Genomic DNA, 16,092 nt, shown 5'->3' with positions numbered 1-16,092 from the left:
GAATTGAATAACAATAACGGATTAGCATCTCTGCCTCGGGGAAGATTCATGGTTGAGCGCGATAACGAATTGAAAGGGACCACCTTCACTATTTCTGTGTTGCATATCAGCGATGGCGAGCCTGAGCGGATACGTCAGTTGTTGGCCGAAAAAGTGGCCCAGGCACCCTACTTTTTTAATTGTGCGCCGCTGGTGATCAATGTTTCCCGACTGGAACATATTCCCGATTTCGAACAGCTCAAGGAGCTGGTGGAGTCCGAAGAGTTTGTGCTGGTCGGCATCACGGGGGCGCGCAGTGAAGAGATGAAGACAGCCGCCAAGGCGGTGGGACTGGCAGTGATGGCCTCGGGCAAGAGTCGCAAGAGCGAACCGGAACCCGAGCCTGCCCCCGCGCCAGCCGCGCCTGTGGTGGTTCCCGAGCCAGAACCCGCCCCCTTGATCCCGAGCAAGGTACATGTGGGACCGGTTCGTTCCGGCCAGCAAATTTACGCCGCCGGCACCTCGCTGGTGGTGCTGGGGTCCGTCAGTCCGGGAGCCGAAGTGCTCGCCGACGACAGCATTCATATTTATGGCACCCTGCGTGGCAGAGCCATTGCCGGTGCCCGGGGAAACACCCAGGCCCGGATCTATTGCCAGCAATTACAGGCCGAGCTGCTCTCCATCGCGGGCACATTCCAGCTGAGCGATGCATTGCCGGCAGGCCTGATCCAGCAACCGGTACACGTCCGGCTGGACAACGAACAACTCCGAATAGACCGTATCAAATAGAGTTACAAGGAAGCGAGAATGGCGCGAATCATAGTCGTTACATCGGGTAAAGGTGGCGTTGGCAAGACCACAACCAGTGCGGCCCTGAGCACCGGCTTAGCCCAGCGTGGTCACAAGACAGTGGTCATTGACTTTGACATCGGTCTAAGAAACCTGGATCTCATCATGGGCTGCGAGCGGCGCGTGGTGTATGACTTCGTCAACGTCATCAACGGGGAAGCAAACCTCAATCAGGCGCTGATCAAAGACAAACGCTCTGAAAATCTGTTTATCCTGCCCGCCTCCCAGACCCGGGACAAAGATGCCCTCACCCGTGAGGGGGTCGAGAAGATCCTGGATCAGCTGGCAGAGATGAAGTTCGATTACATCGTCTGCGACTCCCCGGCGGGGATCGAGGCGGGCGCACTGATGGCACTCTATTTTGCCGACGAAGCGATCGTCACCACCAACCCGGAAGTCTCTTCCGTGCGTGACTCCGACCGCATCCTTGGCATCCTGGCCTCCAAGTCCCGCCGCGCCGAGCGTGGCGAAGACCCCATCAAGGAGCACCTGCTGCTGACCCGCTACTGCCCGACCCGCGTCAACCGCGGCGACATGCTGAGCGTGCAGGATGTACAGGAGATCCTGGCCATCCCGCTGCTCGGGGTGATCCCGGAGTCCCAGGCGGTGCTGCGCGCCTCCAACTCCGGCGAACCGGTCATTCTGGACAAGGAGTCCGATGCCGGTCAGGCCTACGAAGATGCGGTGTCCCGCCTGCTGGGCGATGCCAAGGAATTTCGTTTTCTGGAAGAAGAGAAGAAGGGCTTCTTTAGCCGACTGTTCGGGAGTTAAACATGTCATTATTGGATTATTTTCGTTCCAACAAGAAACAGAACACCGCACAACTGGCCAAAGAGCGGTTGCAGATCATTGTTGCTCACGAGCGTTCATCCAGAGGGGGGCCGGATTACCTGCCCCAGCTCAAGCAGGATATCCTCGATGTGATCCGCAAATACGTCAACATTGATCCGGAGAAGATAACCGTCCAACTGGATCAGAAGAGTGATGAGCTGTCGGTACTGGAGCTCAACATCACCTTCGCCGATGACAAGAAGGGATGAGCTGACGCCATATGCGTGACCCCTTCCCCCAATGAAGACCGGATCCTGTCACTGGATCCGGTTTTTTATTGGCACAAAAACAGGCCACAGCGGCTCGCCTCATCTCGCCAAGGGGTCTGCCGACCGCTAGAATAGCGCCGCCCCGCAGGCTGTGATCTGCGCCGGCACCTTTTTCTCTTTTCTGGAACAGACCGCTTATGTCTATGAATGACGAAATGCACAGCGTCGAGGAACTGCTCGATACCGCCCTCGAACTCTTTATGGAGCTGGCCTCTGACAACCTGCCGGAGCAGGAGATCGCCCGTTTCAATCAGGAGTTCAACGACCGCGGCCTGCTGGCCGAAACCGACCCGGCCGATGACTGGGAGGCGGACGTGGGTTTTGCCGTGAGCGACACCGACTATGCCGAGATCTGGGTTGGCCTTGGCAATGAAGAACAAGAGTATGAGCATCTGTTTGCCCGCATGCTGCTCTCCCGCCGTGTTGACGAGAAGTTCTGCCACATCGAATGGCTGCCCCAATAATTCCGGATCCCGATGATCCCAGCCACTATCAGTGGGAGTCTGACCCTGCTGCCGTGGCTCCCGTGCGCCCATCTGCATCCCTTGGGCGCCGGGTGTTGAGGTGGGCAGGCAAGATCGGGCTGGCCGGGCTGCTCTGCTCGGTCGGCTCGGTCGCCTTGCTGCGTTTTATCGATCCGCCGATGTGGAGCTGGCGTATCGAGCGGGCCCTCTTTCCGCCCGCCAAGATCACCCAGGTACGCCATGAGTGGGTGGATCTGGAGTCCATCTCCAAGGAGCTGCAACTGGCGGTGATCGCCGCCGAGGATCAGCGCTTTGCCGAGCACAACGGCTTTGACATGGATGCCATCAACGCCGCACTCAAGCACAACCAGCACAGCGAACGGGTGCGCGGCGCCAGCACCCTCAGCCAGCAGACCGCCAAGAACCTCTTTATGTGGAGTGATCGCAGCTTCCTGCGCAAGGGGCTGGAGGCCTGGTTTACCCTACTGATGGAGCTGGGTTGGGACAAGGCCCGCATTCTCGAGGTCTATCTCAATATCGTGGAGTTCGGCCCCGGCATCTATGGCGCCGAAGCCGCGGCCCGTACCTACTTTGGCAAACCGGCCAGCCGCTTGACCCGCTACGAGTCATCCCTGCTGGCCGCCGCCCTGCCCAATCCGTGGCGTTATCGGGTCAAGCCCCCTTCACCCTATGTGCAGAAGCGCTCGGTCTGGATCCGCCGCCAAATGGGTCAACTGGGCCAGCTCACCCTCAATCGGGTGCATCAGGCAGACTGATCCTCAGGGCTCATCGGGTTTCTCCGGTGGGCCCAGATGACCGCCCACCGTCTCGCGGTGAAGCGGCAGATAGTGCCACCACCAGGCCTCGCGCCGTCGCTTGATCTGTTGCCGCCGTCCCCGCTGCTTCATCCCCTTACTCCCTGCCAGATGATCCGCGCCTTAACCATACTCCCCCAACGGCAACTTGGACAGGTCAGGCACGCCCGGCGCACTGGTCTGGCCGCCACAGCCAATAATTGTTACAGTATCGAACCTCGATGTATCTGGAGTGATTTCATGGAACAGCGTACCCCGGATCAGCTGGTCGAATGGGCCTATGATCAGTTTCTTGAGCAGGCCGCCGATATGCTGGCCCCCGAACAAATAGTCGACATCACCCTGGAGTTTGAGCAGCGTGGCGCCGTGGAGGCGACTCTGCCCAATGCCGACTGGTCGACCGAGCTGGGTGAGCCGGTCGATATGGAGCGCTGGGTCGAAGTGTGGGTCGGTTTGCTGGATCATCAGGATGAGTTTGAGGTGATCTTCGCCACCTTCCTGCTGCCCCGCCTGCTGACCGAAGATCAAGTGCATGTGCGCTGGCATCGCCAGCAGCAGGCATAAAAAAGGCGCCATCGGCGCCTTTCTTGTTTCTATTTTCACTTAATTCAGTTCTCTGCTAATCCTGCGCCGCGATGGCCTTGGCCAGACAGCGGCGGCACCAGCAAGCGCTGGCCTCCTGCATCGGCAATACCGGCAACTGGCTGCACCAGCACTGGGCGATGGTCTGACCGGCAGAGACGGCGCAATAGGCCGGTTCGCCACAACCCGGACAGCGGTGGGTGCTTTTCGAGCCATTCAGCTCGGCCATCACCGCCAACTGGGCCTTGCTATCCATCGCCGACCAGTGGCCGATCTCGGTCAGGGTGCGGCCACAACCCAGGCAAAGCCCATCTTTCGCCTTGCAGAGGCCAACACAGGGACTCGGCATCTTATTCGCTATCCACGGCCGAGTCAGTCTCTGTGGCCACCAGAGTGATGGCGTTATCTTCGATGACGATCTTGCCCTGCTTGTAGAGGCCGCCGATCGCCTTCTTGAAGGTGCCCTTGCTCATGCTGAACAGCTTGTAGATGAGCTCGGGTTCGCTCTTGTCACCCACCGCCAGACTGCCGCCCTGTTTTTTCATCCGGCTCAGAATCCGTTCACCGGCATCATCAACCCGCGCCAGACCCGGCTTTTGCAGGGTCAGATCGAGCTTGCCATCTTCGCGCACCTGCTTGACCCAGGCGGTTTGCGGCCGACCGGTCATCACCCGGCCAAACACCTCGTTCTTGAACAGCATGCCGGGATACTGACCGTTGACGATCACCTTGATGCCAAGGGGCGAGTGCTCCCCCGGCAGCGCGGTCACTTCGTCACCGACCTTGAAGTTGCTGCCGGCCGGGGTCAGGAAACGCTCGATGCGGCTGGTGCCGACCATGCGCCCTTCGTTATCCAGTTGCAGACGCACCAGATAAACGTGGCCCACCTGCATCGGCTTGTTCTGCTCGCGGCTCGGCACAAACAGATCCTTTTTCATGCCCCAGTCGAGGAAGGCACCAATCTTGTTGGCATTGACCACTTTCAGACCGGCAAATTCGTCCACCATGGCAAATGGCTTGTCGGTGGTGATCACCGGCTCGCAATCGGCATCCAGATAGAGGAAGACCTGCACGCTATCCCCCTCTTTCACCCCTTCCGGCAGTTGACGTTTGGGCAGCAGCAGTTCACCGTACTCATCGGCCGCAAGCCAGGCGCCACGGTCTTCGAGTTCAACAACGGTGAGGGTGTTCATCTTGCCAATCTGTATCATGGTGCTCTCTTTTTTCATTACCCGGATGGGCCAACTGAACATGGCCCCTATGGGCGCGCATGTTACCTCAAGAGCGGTGATCCGGCCTAGTCCCCAAGCCACCACGAGCCGCCCTTTCGCCCCTATCTTATCCGCCAATGGTGATTAAATCGCCAAACAGGCGGCCATTTGCTGCAAATAACCCCACTTTTAGGTAGACTTCGCGGCTGTTCAAATCCAGAGGAACTGTCGATGAACCCATCCACTCGTACCCGCCATCTTAATCAATGGATCCAGAGCCACAGCGATCAGGACATGACCTACCCGGCCCTGCACGGTTTTCTCTGTGCTCGTCTGGTGGGGCCGGAAAGCCCTGACTGGCAACGCCCGCTGGCTGGTTTGCTGGAACAGGATGCCGAGTTGGATGAAAAAAGCGCAGAAGCCCTCAACCACCTGATCGCCGAGCTGGAATCCCAAGCCGACGACGCCCAGCTGGCCCTACCCAGCCAGTGTCGCCTGCCCAGCGATAACCCCGAGCAGGTGTTCGAACAGAGCCACCCCCTCGGTCAATGGTGTTATGGCTTCAGCATGGGTTTTGCCACCTGGCCCAAGCCGAAGGATTTGAACGACCCGACCACCCAGTACCGCTTCAGTCTGGCCGCCGAGCTGAGCCTGTTTCGCGACAAGCAGATGGCCCAGATGCTCTATAGCGCAGCCGCCAGCGAACTCCCCTTTGTCGAGTTCTGCAAACGACAGCGCCAGAATATGAAAACCGCCCTCAACCAGTTGCTCAACCTCGACCAGTATCAGGCCGCCCCCAGCGCTGATGTGGCACTCAATGGCGAGCAGGCCCAACAGTGGCAGACCTGGTTCGAGCTGGCCGACAGCTGCCGCGATCATCAGGCCCGCCTCGGCTGGTTCGAGAAGATCATCGCCGATGCCACTCCGCTCTTTGATGAAGCCTTCTGGCAGCAAATCGCCGGTCACGGCTGGAGTGCCCCCGAGCTGCGTCCTCTGCTGGCCGCCAGAGCCGGCCGCGCCGACTGCCTGCTGCGCCTTGGCAAACTGGGCGAGGCCAAAGCGGAGTATCTGGCGCTGCTGACAATCTGCATGGCCGATGAGCTGGGTTGCCGCTACAACCTCTCCACTCTCTATGCACTGCAAGGGGATTGGCAGGCGTTGGCCGCCCTGCTGGTGCGCTTCGATGAAGCCTCAAGCTGGTTGCTCTATAACAAGGCGCTGATGGTCTTTGCTACCGAGGGTGCCGAGGCAGCCAAGCCCCATCTGCTGGTCGCCATCGAGGCCAACCCGCACATTCCGGCCTGCCTGCTGGGTCAGCGCAAGCTGCCCAAACAGGAGCCGCAAAGCTGGCAAGCAGGCAGCCGCGACGAGGCCGCACTCTACGCCATCCACACTCGCGAGGCCTGGCTCAAGCAGAACGCCCTCATCTGGTTGCGTAAAGGCTGAACAGCGTTGGCTTAAAATCCCGTCGGTCAGACCCGGTTTTTCCTTGAGGGCGTGCGCCACCGCACATTTCATCGCAACCGGGTCAGACAAATCAGCTTGAGTTTCGTATCATCAATGTCAAAGTATCAAAAGAAACTGCATCTGATGCAGCCGTCACAGCAGGGTGTAATATGTCAAAAATCATAGCGTTACTCGCTCACTACCCGCCCTATCAGTTGGTACATGCCGCCGAGATGCTACGGGATACCTTCGAACAGTTTTATGAACAGCGCTACCAGCTGACCGTGCCGCAATGGCGCCTGATGATGGTGCTCGGCCCCAACTACCCCATCAGCCAGAAAGAGCTGGTCGAGGCGAGCGGCATGGACAAGGTGCGCATCTCCCGCGAGATCCGCCGTCTGGTCGAAAAAGGGATCATCTTTACCGAGAGCAGCGAGCAGGATAAACGCATCAGCCTGGTCTCCCTCACCAATGCCGGGCTCGCCCTCTTCCTGCAGCTCAAGAGTGAAGCTGGCAGCTGGCAACATACCCTGACCGACTATCTGCCGAGCGAATCCCGCGAGGCGATCCGCCAGCATCTGCACAGCGTCAGCGCCGCCATCGAGCAGTTGCAATCACTGGATCGGGAGAAATAATCATGGATTTGAAAAAGTTCGCCACCATGGACATCAACATGCTGCTGAGCGTCGTCAATATGCAGCTGCGTGATCGCTATGACGATCTGGATGATCTCTGCAAGACGCAGGAGATCGATCAGGCAGCACTGGAAGCGCGGCTCGCCAGCGGCGATTTTCACTACCAGCCAGCGCAGAAACAGTTCAGATAAAGAGAGCTAGCGGGATCGGGATCACAGCGCCAGTGATGGCGCTGGCTCTGCGGTAAAAACCTGATATGGTCTGAAGAGCCCCAACAGGGTGATGCACGGATACATCACCCTGTCACAAGAGGGCATTAAAATCGTTTCAGGTGAGCAAACCAAGGATGACCCCATGATATTGATGACCCGACAGAGCCTGTTGATCACGCTCTGTACCCTGTTGATGACCAGCCTCTTCACGCCCCACTTGCCGCAAAGTACCGAACAGTGGCTGACCACCCTCTTGCTTGGCCTGCTGGTCGCGGTGGCATTGCTGCTGGTGCGCGGTTGTCGCCGCTTTATGATGGAGTAGTGACTCCGCCGGAACGTCTATACCAACCACTTGCCGCGATACTCTCTGTAGCAGCAACGTCTGTCGCAATCGTATCGAGCCCAAAAACAAACGCAGCCTGATGGCTGCGTTCTTGTATCTGGCCTTGAAGAGATAACCCCTGACGGGATAGAGAGCCCTTATAGAGAGAGCCCTTAGATAGCCAGAGCCTCAAGCTGCGCTTTGGCCGCTTCCATCCCCTTGCTCTGGGCATCCGGGCCCATCCCCATCCCCTCTGCGTAGATGAAATCCACCTCTTTGATACCGATGAAACCGAGCACGGTACGCATGTAGGGAGTGACCAGATCGGTAGCGCTGCCGACGTGCATGCCGCCGCGAGGGCTGATCACCAGCGCACGGGTATTTTCAACCATACCCACCGGACCGGTCTCGGTGTAGCGGAAGGTGACGCCAGCACGAGCCACCAGATCGATCCAGTTTTTCAGCTGGGTCGGGATGTTGAAGTTGTACATGGGGGCCGCAATCACCACCAAGTCGCTTGCTTTGAGCTCGGCGATCAGCTCGTCGGACTGGGCGATCACCGCCAGTTGACGTTCATTGAGGTTGTCACCACCGCGCAGGCCGGAGGCCAGCTCGCCATCCAGCACCGGCAGGTTGAGGGCAGCCAGATCACGCACAGTGACGGCATCATCCTGATGATCAGCCAGGAAACCGTCGATCAGGGCGTTGGATTGGGAATATTGACCCAGGATGCTGGATTTGAGTACGAGGATATTGGCCATGGTGAAACTCCATTTGGTTGTCGGTTGAACAGCTTGGCTGTCGATGGAGGTCACTCTAAACATTGTGCTTATTTGCTGATAGCGAAAATAGATGCTCAACTTATTCAAAATTTTTGATGCAAGGCCACTTCCTCGCCAGCCAGCCCCGCGACCGCGCTTCAACCCTTGGCAGAACAAACGATTGCCGTTATGATCCGCCGCACTTTTTTCCAGCGACCCGGATCCCATGATACCCTCGCGCAGGCACTCTCCTTTGGCCGGTGCAGTCTGGATGATGGTGGCAGGACTCTGCTTCGCCGCCGTCAACAGCCTGAGCCAGTATGTCAGCTTCAAACTCGGCCTTGCCTCTACCCAGGTCGCCTTCCATCAATACCTGATCGCCCTGATCTGCCTGTTGCCCTGGCTGGTTCGTCATGGCTTGCGCCAATCCCTGATGACCAATCAGTTCCGGCTGCACCTGTTGCGGGTATTGCTGGCGGTGATCGGCATCCAGCTCTGGCTCTGGGCGCTGGCGTACCCCGTCCCCATCTGGCAGGGGATCGCCCTGCTGATGACCTCGCCGCTGTTTGCCACCCTGGGTTCCGCCCTGCTGCTCAAGGAGCAGGTGAGCCGCGCCCGCATTCTGGCCACCCTGGCGGGCTTTGCCGGCGCCATGCAGATCCTCGCCCCCTGGACTGACGAATTCAACTGGGCCTCCCTGCTGCCGGTGGCAGCGGCGCTGTTCTGGGCCGGCTACTCCCTGATGGTGCGCTATCAGGCAGCCAACGAATCATCCCACACCATAGTGGTGTATCTGCTTATCTTCAGTACCCCGTTCAACGTCATGCTGGCCCTGCCGGAGTGGCAGTGGCCAAATGAGAACCAGTGGCTGCTGGTAGCCGCTTCCGGCGTGCTGACGGCACTGGCCCAGATGTCCATTGCTCGCGCTTACAGCGTGGCGGAGGCCTCCTTCGTACAACCTTTCGATTTTGCCAAGCTGCCGATGAACGTGCTGGCGGGCTGGCTGGTATTTGGCTGGGCGCCCCCCGGCCGTCTGTGGCTTGGCGCCGCCATCATCATTGGCGCCATTACCTTGCTGACCCATCTGGAGCAGCGCGCTCACAAACCCGTTTCCTGAGGTACGCCATGCGTGCCTCTTTTTTTGTCCGCTATTTGTGTAATAGCGATCATCAACAATGACCATCGACATCAGGAGAGATCGTATGTTTGGAACCGCAACCCGCCCCGGCGCCACCCGTGCCCTGCTGCTGGGCTCCGGCGAACTTGGCAAGGAGGTCGCCATCGAGTTGCAACGGTTCGGGATCGAAGTGATCGCCGCCGACCGCTACCCCAATGCCCCCGCCATGCAGGTGGCCCACGCAGCCCACGTGCTGGACATGCTCGATGGCAACGCCCTGCGTGCCCTGGTCGCCGAGGTTAAACCCGACCTCATCATCCCCGAGATTGAAGCGATTGCCACCGATACCCTTGCTGCCCTTGAGCAAGAAGGGGTCAAGGTAGTGCCCAACGCCCGCGCTACCCAGCTCACCATGAACCGGGAAGGGATCCGCCGCCTCGCCGCCGAGACCCTGGGTCTGCCCACCTCACCCTACCGCTTTGCCCAGAGCAAGGAGGAGTTTGTCGCCGCAGTTGAAGCCATCGGCCTGCCCTGCGTGGTGAAACCTGTGATGAGTTCGTCCGGCAAGGGGCAGAGCGTACTGCGCGATCTCGCCAAGCTAGATGAGAGCTGGACCTACGCCCAGGAGGGTGGCCGCGCCGGTCGTGGCAAGGTGATCGTCGAGGGCTTCGTTCCCTTTGAGTACGAGATCACCCTGCTCACGGTACGCGCCGTCGATGGCATTCACTTCTGCGAGCCGATCGGCCACCGTCAGGAAGATGGCGACTACCGCGAATCCTGGCAGCCGCAGGTGATGAGCGAGCTGGCGCTGGCCCGCTCCAAAGAGGTAGCGGCCAAGGTAGTCGAGGCCCTCGGTGGTTACGGCCTGTTCGGAGTCGAGCTCTTTATAAAAGGCGATGAAGTGTGGTTCAGCGAAGTCTCACCGCGTCCCCACGATACCGGCATGGTGACCCTGATCTCGCAGGATCTCTCCGAGTTCGCCCTGCATGTGCGCGCCATTCTGGGGCTGCCGGTCGGCACCATCACCCAGTACGGGCCGAGTGCCTCTGCCGTGGTACTGCGCGAAGGGCACAGCCAGGATATTCGCTATCAGGGAATTGGTGAGGCATTGGCTCTGGTGCCGGGCGCCCAGCTGCGGCTGTTTGGCAAGCCGGAGATCGCCGGTCGCCGCCGTCTTGGCGTGGCGCTGGCCCGCGCAGCGGATTGCCAGGATGCGGTGGAAAAAGCCAAAGCCGTGGCCGCCAAGGTCGAGGTGCTGTTCTAAGGGCTTTTTTGCCACAGCAAAACAAACGTTTGCCGATGTGATCGGGCGCAAGGGGCATGGCAATGCCCCTTTTGCATTTCCCCGTCAGGCTTATAATCCCCTCTTCAAATTTGTCAGGAGTACAAGATGTTAGCTGCCGTGATCTTCGATATGGATGGTGTTCTGATCGACTCGGAACCCTTTTGGCAACGGGCCCAAATCGCCGTTTTCTCCGAACTGGGTCACCCCCACACCGTCGAGGATTGTGAGTCGACCATCGGCGTGCGCATCGATCAGCTGGTCGCCCACTGGTATCGCCTGCGCCCGTGGAGCGGCCCGAGCCAGGACGAGGTGGTGCAGCGCATTCTGGATCAGGTCAACGCCCTGATCCTCTCCGAAGGTCAGGCCAAAGCCGGTGTGATGGAGGCGCTCGACCTTATCGAGGCCCGCGGCATGAAAGTGGGTCTGGCCACCTCCTCCCCCTTTACGATGGTAGAAGCTGTGCTCGGCAAACTCGGCATTCGCGATCGCTTTATCGCGGTTCACTCGGCCGAGGTGGAGCGTTTCGGCAAACCGCACCCGGATGTCTATATCCACGCCGCCGAGAAACTGGGGGTTGAGCCGGTGCACTGCCTTGCCATCGAAGACAGCTTCACCGGTCTGCTGGCGGCCAAGGCGGCCTCCATGACTGCGCTGATCGTGCCGGATCCCGCTTTAGTGGGTGACCCACGTTTGGCCATCGCCAACTACCAGCTAAGCTCGCTGGCCGAGCTGAATGCCGACATGTTGGCCAGCTGGGTCGCGTAACGCCTAGTTACGCACCCCATCTCCTACTCGCAGGGGGCAGCTGGCCCCCTGTTATTGCCAAACAACTATTGGCAATCCCCTCCTTTTCACTCGTCATTCACAACCAGATTGTTCTTCTCGCACACGACCACTCCAGCCGGTTGCACCTTGCCATCGCTCAGGCTTGATCTCTGTCATAAACGTGCGTTTGCTCGCGGTTAACCCCCTGCAGCCCGACTAGAATCAGGGTAGATAGGCGGCCCCAGGGCCCGAGGAGGTTATCATGATCGAGTACACCAGCAAGCGCATCGTCTGCCCTCACTGTGGCCACCATACCCGGGTCGAGCTGGATGCCAGTCAGGGTGATCAGGAGTTTTACGAAGATTGCATGGCCTGTTGCAATCCGATCCACCTGCGGCTTCACCGCGACGAAGCCCGCGACTGTTTGCAGTTGTTTGTGGATGCAGACGACGAGCAACTGTTTTGATTACGAGTCACAAAAGGCCGAACAGCTGTTTTGCCTGCAAGTCGCAAAGAGCTGAGCAGATGTTGTGACTGCGAGTCATAAAAAGTTGAGTAGATATTTTCACCATGTAAATAACAAGGGCCTGCACACTACAGGCCCTTGCTTATGAGGCGATTAACACCGAGCCGTTTCCTTTCAGTGACCCCCGCGTGACGCCAGTACCCGCTCCACCGTATCGACGATGGCCTGGGTCTGGGGATCGATCTCGATATTGGTCTGCCAGCCAGCCTTGACCCAACCCAGGTTGGTGCGAGCCAGGGTCTCGGGGATCAGGTGAACGCAGAACTCCCGCTCGCGCACCTCGCCGATGGTCAGGCTGATGCCGTCGATGCCGATATACCCCTTGGTCAGCACATATTTCATCAGCTCGGGGGCGAGGCGATACCACACCTGACGGTTGTTGGGTGTGTCGATCACCGAGGTAACCTCTGCCATGCCGATGATATGGCCAGACATGGCATGACCGCCGATCTCGTCGCCAAAGCGGGCAGCCCGCTCCACATTGACCTTGTCCCCCACCTTTAACAGGCCGAGGTTGGTGAGACGCAGGGTCTCCTGCATCAGATCGAAGCTGACCAGATCCCCCTCGACCCGGGTGACGGTCAAGCAGCAGCCGTTGTGGGCGACCGAGGCGCCGAGGGCCAGCCCTTCCCCCCACGCCGAGCTTGGCATGCGGATCACGTGGGTACGAAATGAAGCTCTCTCTTCGATGGCGACCAGCTCGGCCACACCTTGCACAATTCCGGTAAACATCATCACCTCTTTGTTTCTGGTAACACGCTCTGTTTTTTATCGCGGCCTGTGGCCGCTTCTTTTACATAATCCGTTTTTACACAATTCGTTTCGTACAAACTGTCACACCTGCTCCGCCGCCTCAGACCGCGCCAGCACTCGAGCCCGGCGCTGGGAATGGATGACCACTATGCCAGCCAGCACGATGAGTAGACACCCCGCCATACTACTGAGGGTCGGCATTTCACCAAACATCAGATAGCCGCAGAGGGTAGAAAAAAAGATCTGGAAGTAGAAGAAGGGTGCCAGAGTAGAGGCCTGCGCATACTGCATCGCCTTGATAAGGCAATATTGGGAGAGCAGGGTCACCACCGGTAGCGCCAGCAGATAGGGCAAGTCGGCAAGCCCAGGGTTGCGCCACAGTGCAGGCTGCCAGCAGAGTGCGACCATTGCCACCATCCCCAGCATGAAGCAGGTGACGATCAGGATATCGAGGGGGGTCAGACGTGGATCCACCAGCTTGGTGATGAGGTTGTAGCCGGTGTTGGCCAGTACAATGACCAGTGGCAGCAGATAGTAGAGGTTTGCGTCGCCCCCGTCAGGATGGGTCACCACCAGCACGCCAAACAACCCCAACAGCACGGCCGCCACCTTGGCCCGGGTCAGACGCTCCCTGAAAAAGATCACGCCCGCCACCACGAAAGCCAGCGAACCAAGCTGGCAAATGATGGTGTAGACGTTGAGCGGTACATGGGCCAGCGCAATCACCGAGACCAGCGCACAGACCAGAAACAGCAGCGAGCGCAACAATAGCCAGCGATCCACCGCCAGCAGCGCCGACATGGTGCGCCTTGGCAACAACAGCAGCAGACCGAGGAAAGGAACAAAGAAGCGAAACCAGACCATCTCCATCACGGAGTAGCCATGGAGTACCAGATATTTGTCTGCGCCATCCTTAAGCGTCAGGGCGAGAAGTGCAAACAGCGTCAGAAAGATCGCCAGTGAGTTGCGCGAAGAGAACAGCATCAAAGAGGCCGAAACAGGAAAAGGGGGTAACCAAACTAACGGGCTTGCCGTAAATTACAACCGCGAGACTGACAAAATGGGAGCAAAACCGCTATATTTGCTCGCCTTTTTACTTTCAAGGAAGCAAATCATGATGGTTTATGAGTGCTGTGAAGCGATCCGTATCGCCTATAACCAGATTGGCTCCGGCGAGCAGGGCTATGTGCCAAACGCCATCGCCGCCACCATCCGAGCCCTCAACGCGGTCGCCGCCGATGAGCGGGTACCCGCCGAGCTGCGCGAACAGGCAGCCTATGCCGCTGCCAACCTGCTGATCAGCGATCACGAAGACGCCTGATCCTGCCCCTCGGGGTGGCAACTATTTCGTCTTGGCTGAATTTCAGGCTAGAATGCCTCCCCCACCCTTTGCACTTTCGTCCGAAAGTGCAAAGGCTCTTCCCGATTTCCGCTCTTTTTTACTCTTATCTGATCCACTCGGAGGTGTCAGTGCAACGTTATTGGTCCGAGGCGAAGCAGCTCGTCCGTCTAGCCAGCCCCATACTGGTCGCCCAGGTCGCCCAGGTCGCCATGAACTTCGTCGATACCGTGATGGCGGGACAGGTGAGTGCAGTCGATCTGGCAGCCGTGTCGGTGGCGTCCAGCTTCTGGCTACCGGTGATCCTGCTGGTGCAGGGGATCATCATGGCGCTCACCCCAATCGTCTCACAGCTCAATGGCGCCCGTAAACGGGAGGCAATCCGTCCGGCCGTTCATCAGGGCTTCTGGCTGGCACTGATCGTCACCCCGCTGGCGATGATTGCGCTTTATTACAGCCCGCTGGCGTTGCAGTTCATGGATGTGGAGCCGGTGATGGCCGCCAAGACCACTGGTTACCTGCACGCCATCCTGTGGGGTCTGCCCGCGTTCGTGCTGTTCCAGGTGCTGCGCAACTTCAGTGAGGGGCTCTCCCACACCATGCCTACCATGGTGATCGGCTTTGTCGGGCTGGCGGTCAATATTCCCGCCAACTACATCTTCATTCACGGCCACTTCGGCATGCCCAAGCTCGGCGGTGTCGGCTGTGGCGTCGCTACCGCCATCGTGCTGTGGGCCATGCTGCTGGCGATGATCCTCTATGTGAAGCTCTCCCGTCACTTCACCGAGATCCGCCTCTTCTCCCAGCTGGCTCGCCCCAACGGCAGCCGGATCTGGCGCTTGTTCCGCTTAGGGTTCCCCATCGCCATGGCGATCTTCTGCGAGGTGACCCTGTTTACCGTGGTGGCCCTGATGCTGGCCCCATTCGGCGCCGAGACGGTGGCGAGCCACCAGATTGCGCTGAACTTCTCCAGCCTGGTCTTTATGCTGCCCCTCTCCATCGGGGTGGGTGTCACCATCCGGGTCGGTCACAGCATCGGCGAAGGGCAACCCCATCACGCCCGGGTGGCGGCTCGCACCGGCTTGATGCTGGGGATGGCCATCGCTGCTGCCACTGCCGCCATGACGGTACTGCTGCGCGAGCAGATCGCCTCCATCTATACCGATGATCAGCAGGTGATCGTCCTGGCGGCCATTTTGCTGTTCTTCGCCGCCATCTATCAAATCTCCGACTCGGTGCAGGTGGTCGCGGCCGCCGCACTACGCGGTTACAAGGATACCCAGGCGATCTTCTACGTCACCATCGTCGCCTACTGGGGACTGGGGCTGCCCACCGGCATGATCCTGGGTCTGACCGACTGGCTGGTGCCGCGGATGGGGCCGCAGGGCTTCTGGATCGGCTTTATCGTCGGCCTCACCAGTGCGGCCCTGATGCTGGGGGCGAGATTGCGCTACATCTACGGCCGTTTTGCCACTCCGGAAGCCTGCACTACCCTGTCGCGATCTCAGTAACAGGGCTTGGCGAGCGACAACTCGCCTGCAAAATCAACAGGCTGCGCAAGAACTGGGCAAACAGTCTCCTTTGTGCATATGGCCTGTTGACAGCCTTGGGGGGCATGGGTAGTATGCCGACCACGTCAGCAGCGCTGGCGTAGTGAAGCAAGAGAAAGTGGGTTTATAGCTCAGTTGGTTAGAGCACTACCTTGACATGGTAGGGGTCGTTGGTTCGAATCCAATTAAACCCACCACTTTTTCTGTGATGCGTCCTTAGCTCAGCTGGTTAGAGCACCACCTTGACATGGTGGGGGTCGGTGGTTCGAATCCACTAGGACGCACCATTACAGAACACTGATTATGCGTCCTTAGCTCAGCTGGTTAGAGCATCACCTTGACATGGTGGGGGTCGGTGGTTCGAATCCACTAGGACGCACC

The 16,092-nt window shown here is 59.0% G+C and carries 22 protein-coding genes and 3 tRNA genes; 19 read left to right on the top strand and 6 right to left on the bottom strand.

All coding sequences use genetic code 11. From position 1 onward, the window contains the following. The first annotated feature begins 48 nt into the window (after window positions 1–48). The 5 genes from minC to mtgA all read left to right on the top strand — a co-directional run bounded on the left by minC (window position 49) and on the right by mtgA (window position 3,168). Window positions 49–768 carry a septum site-determining protein MinC gene (gene minC / locus OKC43_RS08105; RefSeq protein ID WP_058056865.1) on the top strand — a complete coding sequence of 240 codons (720 nt, stop codon included), beginning with the start codon at window positions 49–51 and terminating at the stop codon, window positions 766–768. Window positions 769–786: 18 nt separating this feature from the next. Further along, window positions 787–1,599 carry a septum site-determining protein MinD gene (minD, locus tag OKC43_RS08100; protein WP_005336847.1) on the top strand — a complete coding sequence of 271 codons (813 nt, stop codon included), beginning with the start codon at window positions 787–789 and terminating at the stop codon, window positions 1,597–1,599. Between the two features lie 2 nt (window positions 1,600–1,601). After that, entirely contained in the window at window positions 1,602–1,868 is a 267-nt protein-coding gene (gene minE, locus OKC43_RS08095) for a cell division topological specificity factor MinE (RefSeq protein WP_005336848.1), read from the top strand. Window positions 1,869–2,065: 197 nt separating this feature from the next. Continuing rightward, the gene (locus OKC43_RS08090) at window positions 2,066–2,392 is read left to right on the top strand and encodes an HI1450 family dsDNA-mimic protein (protein ID WP_005352317.1); all 327 of its coding nucleotides are present in this window, start codon (window positions 2,066–2,068) and stop codon (window positions 2,390–2,392) included. Then, the gene (gene mtgA / locus OKC43_RS08085; RefSeq protein WP_265344083.1) at window positions 2,377–3,168 is read left to right on the top strand and encodes a monofunctional biosynthetic peptidoglycan transglycosylase; all 792 of its coding nucleotides are present in this window, start codon (window positions 2,377–2,379) and stop codon (window positions 3,166–3,168) included. The genes OKC43_RS08090 and mtgA overlap by 16 nt, the downstream gene beginning before the upstream one ends. Before the next feature lie 3 nt (window positions 3,169–3,171). Here the strand turns inward: mtgA and OKC43_RS08080 are convergent, their stop codons facing one another. Beyond that, complete coding sequence (locus tag OKC43_RS08080; protein ID WP_019445852.1) at window positions 3,172–3,300, bottom strand: hypothetical protein; 129 nt, start codon at window positions 3,298–3,300, stop codon at window positions 3,172–3,174. A gap of 147 nt (window positions 3,301–3,447) precedes the next feature. Here OKC43_RS08080 and OKC43_RS08075 point away from each other — a divergent pair, with 147 nt between their 5' ends. Next, on the top strand, window positions 3,448–3,771 hold the full coding sequence (locus tag OKC43_RS08075; protein ID WP_005336851.1) for an HI1450 family dsDNA-mimic protein: 324 nt from the start codon (window positions 3,448–3,450) through the stop codon (window positions 3,769–3,771). A gap of 55 nt (window positions 3,772–3,826) precedes the next feature. On the opposite strand, the gene OKC43_RS08070 is transcribed toward OKC43_RS08075, so the two are convergent. Together OKC43_RS08070 and OKC43_RS08065 are read right to left on the bottom strand one after the other, a co-directional pair. Next, entirely contained in the window at window positions 3,827–4,138 is a 312-nt protein-coding gene (locus OKC43_RS08070) for a DUF1289 domain-containing protein (protein WP_005360950.1), read from the bottom strand. Window position 4,139: 1 nt separating this feature from the next. Next, window positions 4,140–5,000 (bottom strand): CvfB family protein, encoded by an 861-nt coding sequence (locus OKC43_RS08065; RefSeq protein ID WP_005336853.1) that lies wholly within the window; start codon window positions 4,998–5,000, stop codon window positions 4,140–4,142. A 231-nt stretch (window positions 5,001–5,231) separates the two neighbouring features. Between OKC43_RS08065 and OKC43_RS08060 the strand changes: the two genes are divergently transcribed. The 4 genes from OKC43_RS08060 to OKC43_RS08045 all read left to right on the top strand — a co-directional run bounded on the left by OKC43_RS08060 (window position 5,232) and on the right by OKC43_RS08045 (window position 7,615). Continuing rightward, complete coding sequence (locus tag OKC43_RS08060) at window positions 5,232–6,446, top strand: UPF0149 family protein (RefSeq protein WP_167556510.1); 1,215 nt, start codon at window positions 5,232–5,234, stop codon at window positions 6,444–6,446. A gap of 170 nt (window positions 6,447–6,616) precedes the next feature. Then, window positions 6,617–7,081, top strand: a complete 465-nt coding sequence (locus tag OKC43_RS08055) for a MarR family winged helix-turn-helix transcriptional regulator (RefSeq protein WP_005336856.1) — start codon at window positions 6,617–6,619, stop codon at window positions 7,079–7,081. 2 nt (window positions 7,082–7,083) lie between these two features. Beyond that, window positions 7,084–7,272 (top strand): DUF4250 domain-containing protein, encoded by a 189-nt coding sequence (locus tag OKC43_RS08050; protein WP_236271377.1) that lies wholly within the window; start codon window positions 7,084–7,086, stop codon window positions 7,270–7,272. A gap of 163 nt (window positions 7,273–7,435) precedes the next feature. Next, on the top strand, window positions 7,436–7,615 hold the full coding sequence (locus tag OKC43_RS08045) for a hypothetical protein (protein ID WP_236271376.1): 180 nt from the start codon (window positions 7,436–7,438) through the stop codon (window positions 7,613–7,615). 173 nt (window positions 7,616–7,788) lie between these two features. Here OKC43_RS08045 and OKC43_RS08040 read toward each other — a convergent pair whose 3' ends face one another. Next, the gene (locus tag OKC43_RS08040; RefSeq protein ID WP_005352326.1) at window positions 7,789–8,376 is read right to left on the bottom strand and encodes an FMN-dependent NADH-azoreductase; all 588 of its coding nucleotides are present in this window, start codon (window positions 8,374–8,376) and stop codon (window positions 7,789–7,791) included. A gap of 274 nt (window positions 8,377–8,650) precedes the next feature. Between OKC43_RS08040 and OKC43_RS08035 the strand changes: the two genes are divergently transcribed. The 4 genes from OKC43_RS08035 to OKC43_RS08020 all read left to right on the top strand — a co-directional run bounded on the left by OKC43_RS08035 (window position 8,651) and on the right by OKC43_RS08020 (window position 12,009). Then, a complete protein-coding gene (locus tag OKC43_RS08035; RefSeq protein ID WP_236271501.1) occupies window positions 8,651–9,493 on the top strand; it encodes a DMT family transporter in 843 nt (280 codons plus the stop codon). Window positions 9,494–9,578: 85 nt separating this feature from the next. Beyond that, complete coding sequence (gene purT, locus OKC43_RS08030; RefSeq protein WP_158111163.1) at window positions 9,579–10,757, top strand: formate-dependent phosphoribosylglycinamide formyltransferase; 1,179 nt, start codon at window positions 9,579–9,581, stop codon at window positions 10,755–10,757. A gap of 126 nt (window positions 10,758–10,883) precedes the next feature. Continuing rightward, the gene (gene hxpB / locus OKC43_RS08025) at window positions 10,884–11,543 is read left to right on the top strand and encodes a hexitol phosphatase HxpB (protein ID WP_236271375.1); all 660 of its coding nucleotides are present in this window, start codon (window positions 10,884–10,886) and stop codon (window positions 11,541–11,543) included. Window positions 11,544–11,805: 262 nt separating this feature from the next. Beyond that, on the top strand, window positions 11,806–12,009 hold the full coding sequence (locus tag OKC43_RS08020) for a CPXCG motif-containing cysteine-rich protein (protein ID WP_005336871.1): 204 nt from the start codon (window positions 11,806–11,808) through the stop codon (window positions 12,007–12,009). 174 nt (window positions 12,010–12,183) lie between these two features. On the opposite strand, the gene OKC43_RS08015 is transcribed toward OKC43_RS08020, so the two are convergent. Further along, a complete protein-coding gene (locus OKC43_RS08015) occupies window positions 12,184–12,801 on the bottom strand; it encodes a riboflavin synthase subunit alpha (RefSeq protein WP_158111166.1) in 618 nt (205 codons plus the stop codon). Between the two features lie 102 nt (window positions 12,802–12,903). Further along, on the bottom strand, window positions 12,904–13,806 hold the full coding sequence (locus OKC43_RS08010) for a DMT family transporter (protein ID WP_100653662.1): 903 nt from the start codon (window positions 13,804–13,806) through the stop codon (window positions 12,904–12,906). Between the two features lie 130 nt (window positions 13,807–13,936). On the opposite strand from OKC43_RS08010, the gene OKC43_RS08005 reads away from it, so the two are divergent. The 5 genes from OKC43_RS08005 (at window position 13,937) to OKC43_RS07985 (ending at window position 16,090) form a co-directional block, all read left to right on the top strand. After that, entirely contained in the window at window positions 13,937–14,143 is a 207-nt protein-coding gene (locus OKC43_RS08005) for a YaeP family protein (protein ID WP_005336882.1), read from the top strand. Between the two features lie 149 nt (window positions 14,144–14,292). Next, window positions 14,293–15,672, top strand: a complete 1,380-nt coding sequence (locus OKC43_RS08000; protein ID WP_005360967.1) for an MATE family efflux transporter — start codon at window positions 14,293–14,295, stop codon at window positions 15,670–15,672. 159 nt (window positions 15,673–15,831) lie between these two features. After that, a tRNA-Val gene (locus OKC43_RS07995) sits at window positions 15,832–15,908 on the top strand. A 13-nt stretch (window positions 15,909–15,921) separates the two neighbouring features. Further along, a tRNA-Val gene (locus OKC43_RS07990) sits at window positions 15,922–15,998 on the top strand. An 18-nt stretch (window positions 15,999–16,016) separates the two neighbouring features. Then, a tRNA-Val gene (locus OKC43_RS07985) sits at window positions 16,017–16,090 on the top strand. The last annotated feature ends 2 nt before the right edge of the window (window positions 16,091–16,092 follow it).

The sequence above is a fragment of the Aeromonas sp. Y289-2 genome, from assembly GCF_027705925.1.
Lineage (GTDB): Bacteria > Pseudomonadota > Gammaproteobacteria > Enterobacterales > Aeromonadaceae > Aeromonas > Aeromonas veronii.
This window is presented reverse-complemented; position numbering and strand designations above follow the sequence as displayed.

Bases quoted from the DNA above. Each gene is read 5' to 3' on its own strand.
- mtgA (WP_265344083.1), top strand. From the start codon at position 2,377: ATGGCTGCCCCAATAATTCCGGATCCCGATGATCCCAGCCACTATCAG.
- OKC43_RS08005 (WP_005336882.1), top strand. From the start codon at position 13,937: ATGATGGTTTATGAGTGCTGTGAAGCGATCCGTATCGCCTATAACCAG.
- OKC43_RS08050 (WP_236271377.1), top strand. From the start codon at position 7,084: ATGGATTTGAAAAAGTTCGCCACCATGGACATCAACATGCTGCTGAGC.
- OKC43_RS08080 (WP_019445852.1), bottom strand. From the start codon at position 3,300: ATGAAGCAGCGGGGACGGCGGCAACAGATCAAGCGACGGCGCGAGGCC.
- OKC43_RS08045 (WP_236271376.1), top strand. From the start codon at position 7,436: ATGATATTGATGACCCGACAGAGCCTGTTGATCACGCTCTGTACCCTG.
- OKC43_RS08090 (WP_005352317.1), top strand. From the start codon at position 2,066: ATGTCTATGAATGACGAAATGCACAGCGTCGAGGAACTGCTCGATACC.
- purT (WP_158111163.1), top strand. From the start codon at position 9,579: ATGTTTGGAACCGCAACCCGCCCCGGCGCCACCCGTGCCCTGCTGCTG.
- hxpB (WP_236271375.1), top strand. From the start codon at position 10,884: ATGTTAGCTGCCGTGATCTTCGATATGGATGGTGTTCTGATCGACTCG.
- OKC43_RS08060 (WP_167556510.1), top strand. From the start codon at position 5,232: ATGAACCCATCCACTCGTACCCGCCATCTTAATCAATGGATCCAGAGC.
- OKC43_RS08010 (WP_100653662.1), bottom strand. From the start codon at position 13,806: ATGCTGTTCTCTTCGCGCAACTCACTGGCGATCTTTCTGACGCTGTTT.
- minC (WP_058056865.1), top strand. From the start codon at position 49: ATGGTTGAGCGCGATAACGAATTGAAAGGGACCACCTTCACTATTTCT.
- minE (WP_005336848.1), top strand. From the start codon at position 1,602: ATGTCATTATTGGATTATTTTCGTTCCAACAAGAAACAGAACACCGCA.
- OKC43_RS08015 (WP_158111166.1), bottom strand. From the start codon at position 12,801: ATGTTTACCGGAATTGTGCAAGGTGTGGCCGAGCTGGTCGCCATCGAA.
- OKC43_RS08065 (WP_005336853.1), bottom strand. From the start codon at position 5,000: ATGATACAGATTGGCAAGATGAACACCCTCACCGTTGTTGAACTCGAA.
- OKC43_RS08020 (WP_005336871.1), top strand. From the start codon at position 11,806: ATGATCGAGTACACCAGCAAGCGCATCGTCTGCCCTCACTGTGGCCAC.
- OKC43_RS08070 (WP_005360950.1), bottom strand. From the start codon at position 4,138: ATGCCGAGTCCCTGTGTTGGCCTCTGCAAGGCGAAAGATGGGCTTTGC.
- OKC43_RS08075 (WP_005336851.1), top strand. From the start codon at position 3,448: ATGGAACAGCGTACCCCGGATCAGCTGGTCGAATGGGCCTATGATCAG.
- minD (WP_005336847.1), top strand. From the start codon at position 787: ATGGCGCGAATCATAGTCGTTACATCGGGTAAAGGTGGCGTTGGCAAG.
- OKC43_RS08035 (WP_236271501.1), top strand. From the start codon at position 8,651: ATGGTGGCAGGACTCTGCTTCGCCGCCGTCAACAGCCTGAGCCAGTAT.
- OKC43_RS08055 (WP_005336856.1), top strand. From the start codon at position 6,617: ATGTCAAAAATCATAGCGTTACTCGCTCACTACCCGCCCTATCAGTTG.
- OKC43_RS08040 (WP_005352326.1), bottom strand. From the start codon at position 8,376: ATGGCCAATATCCTCGTACTCAAATCCAGCATCCTGGGTCAATATTCC.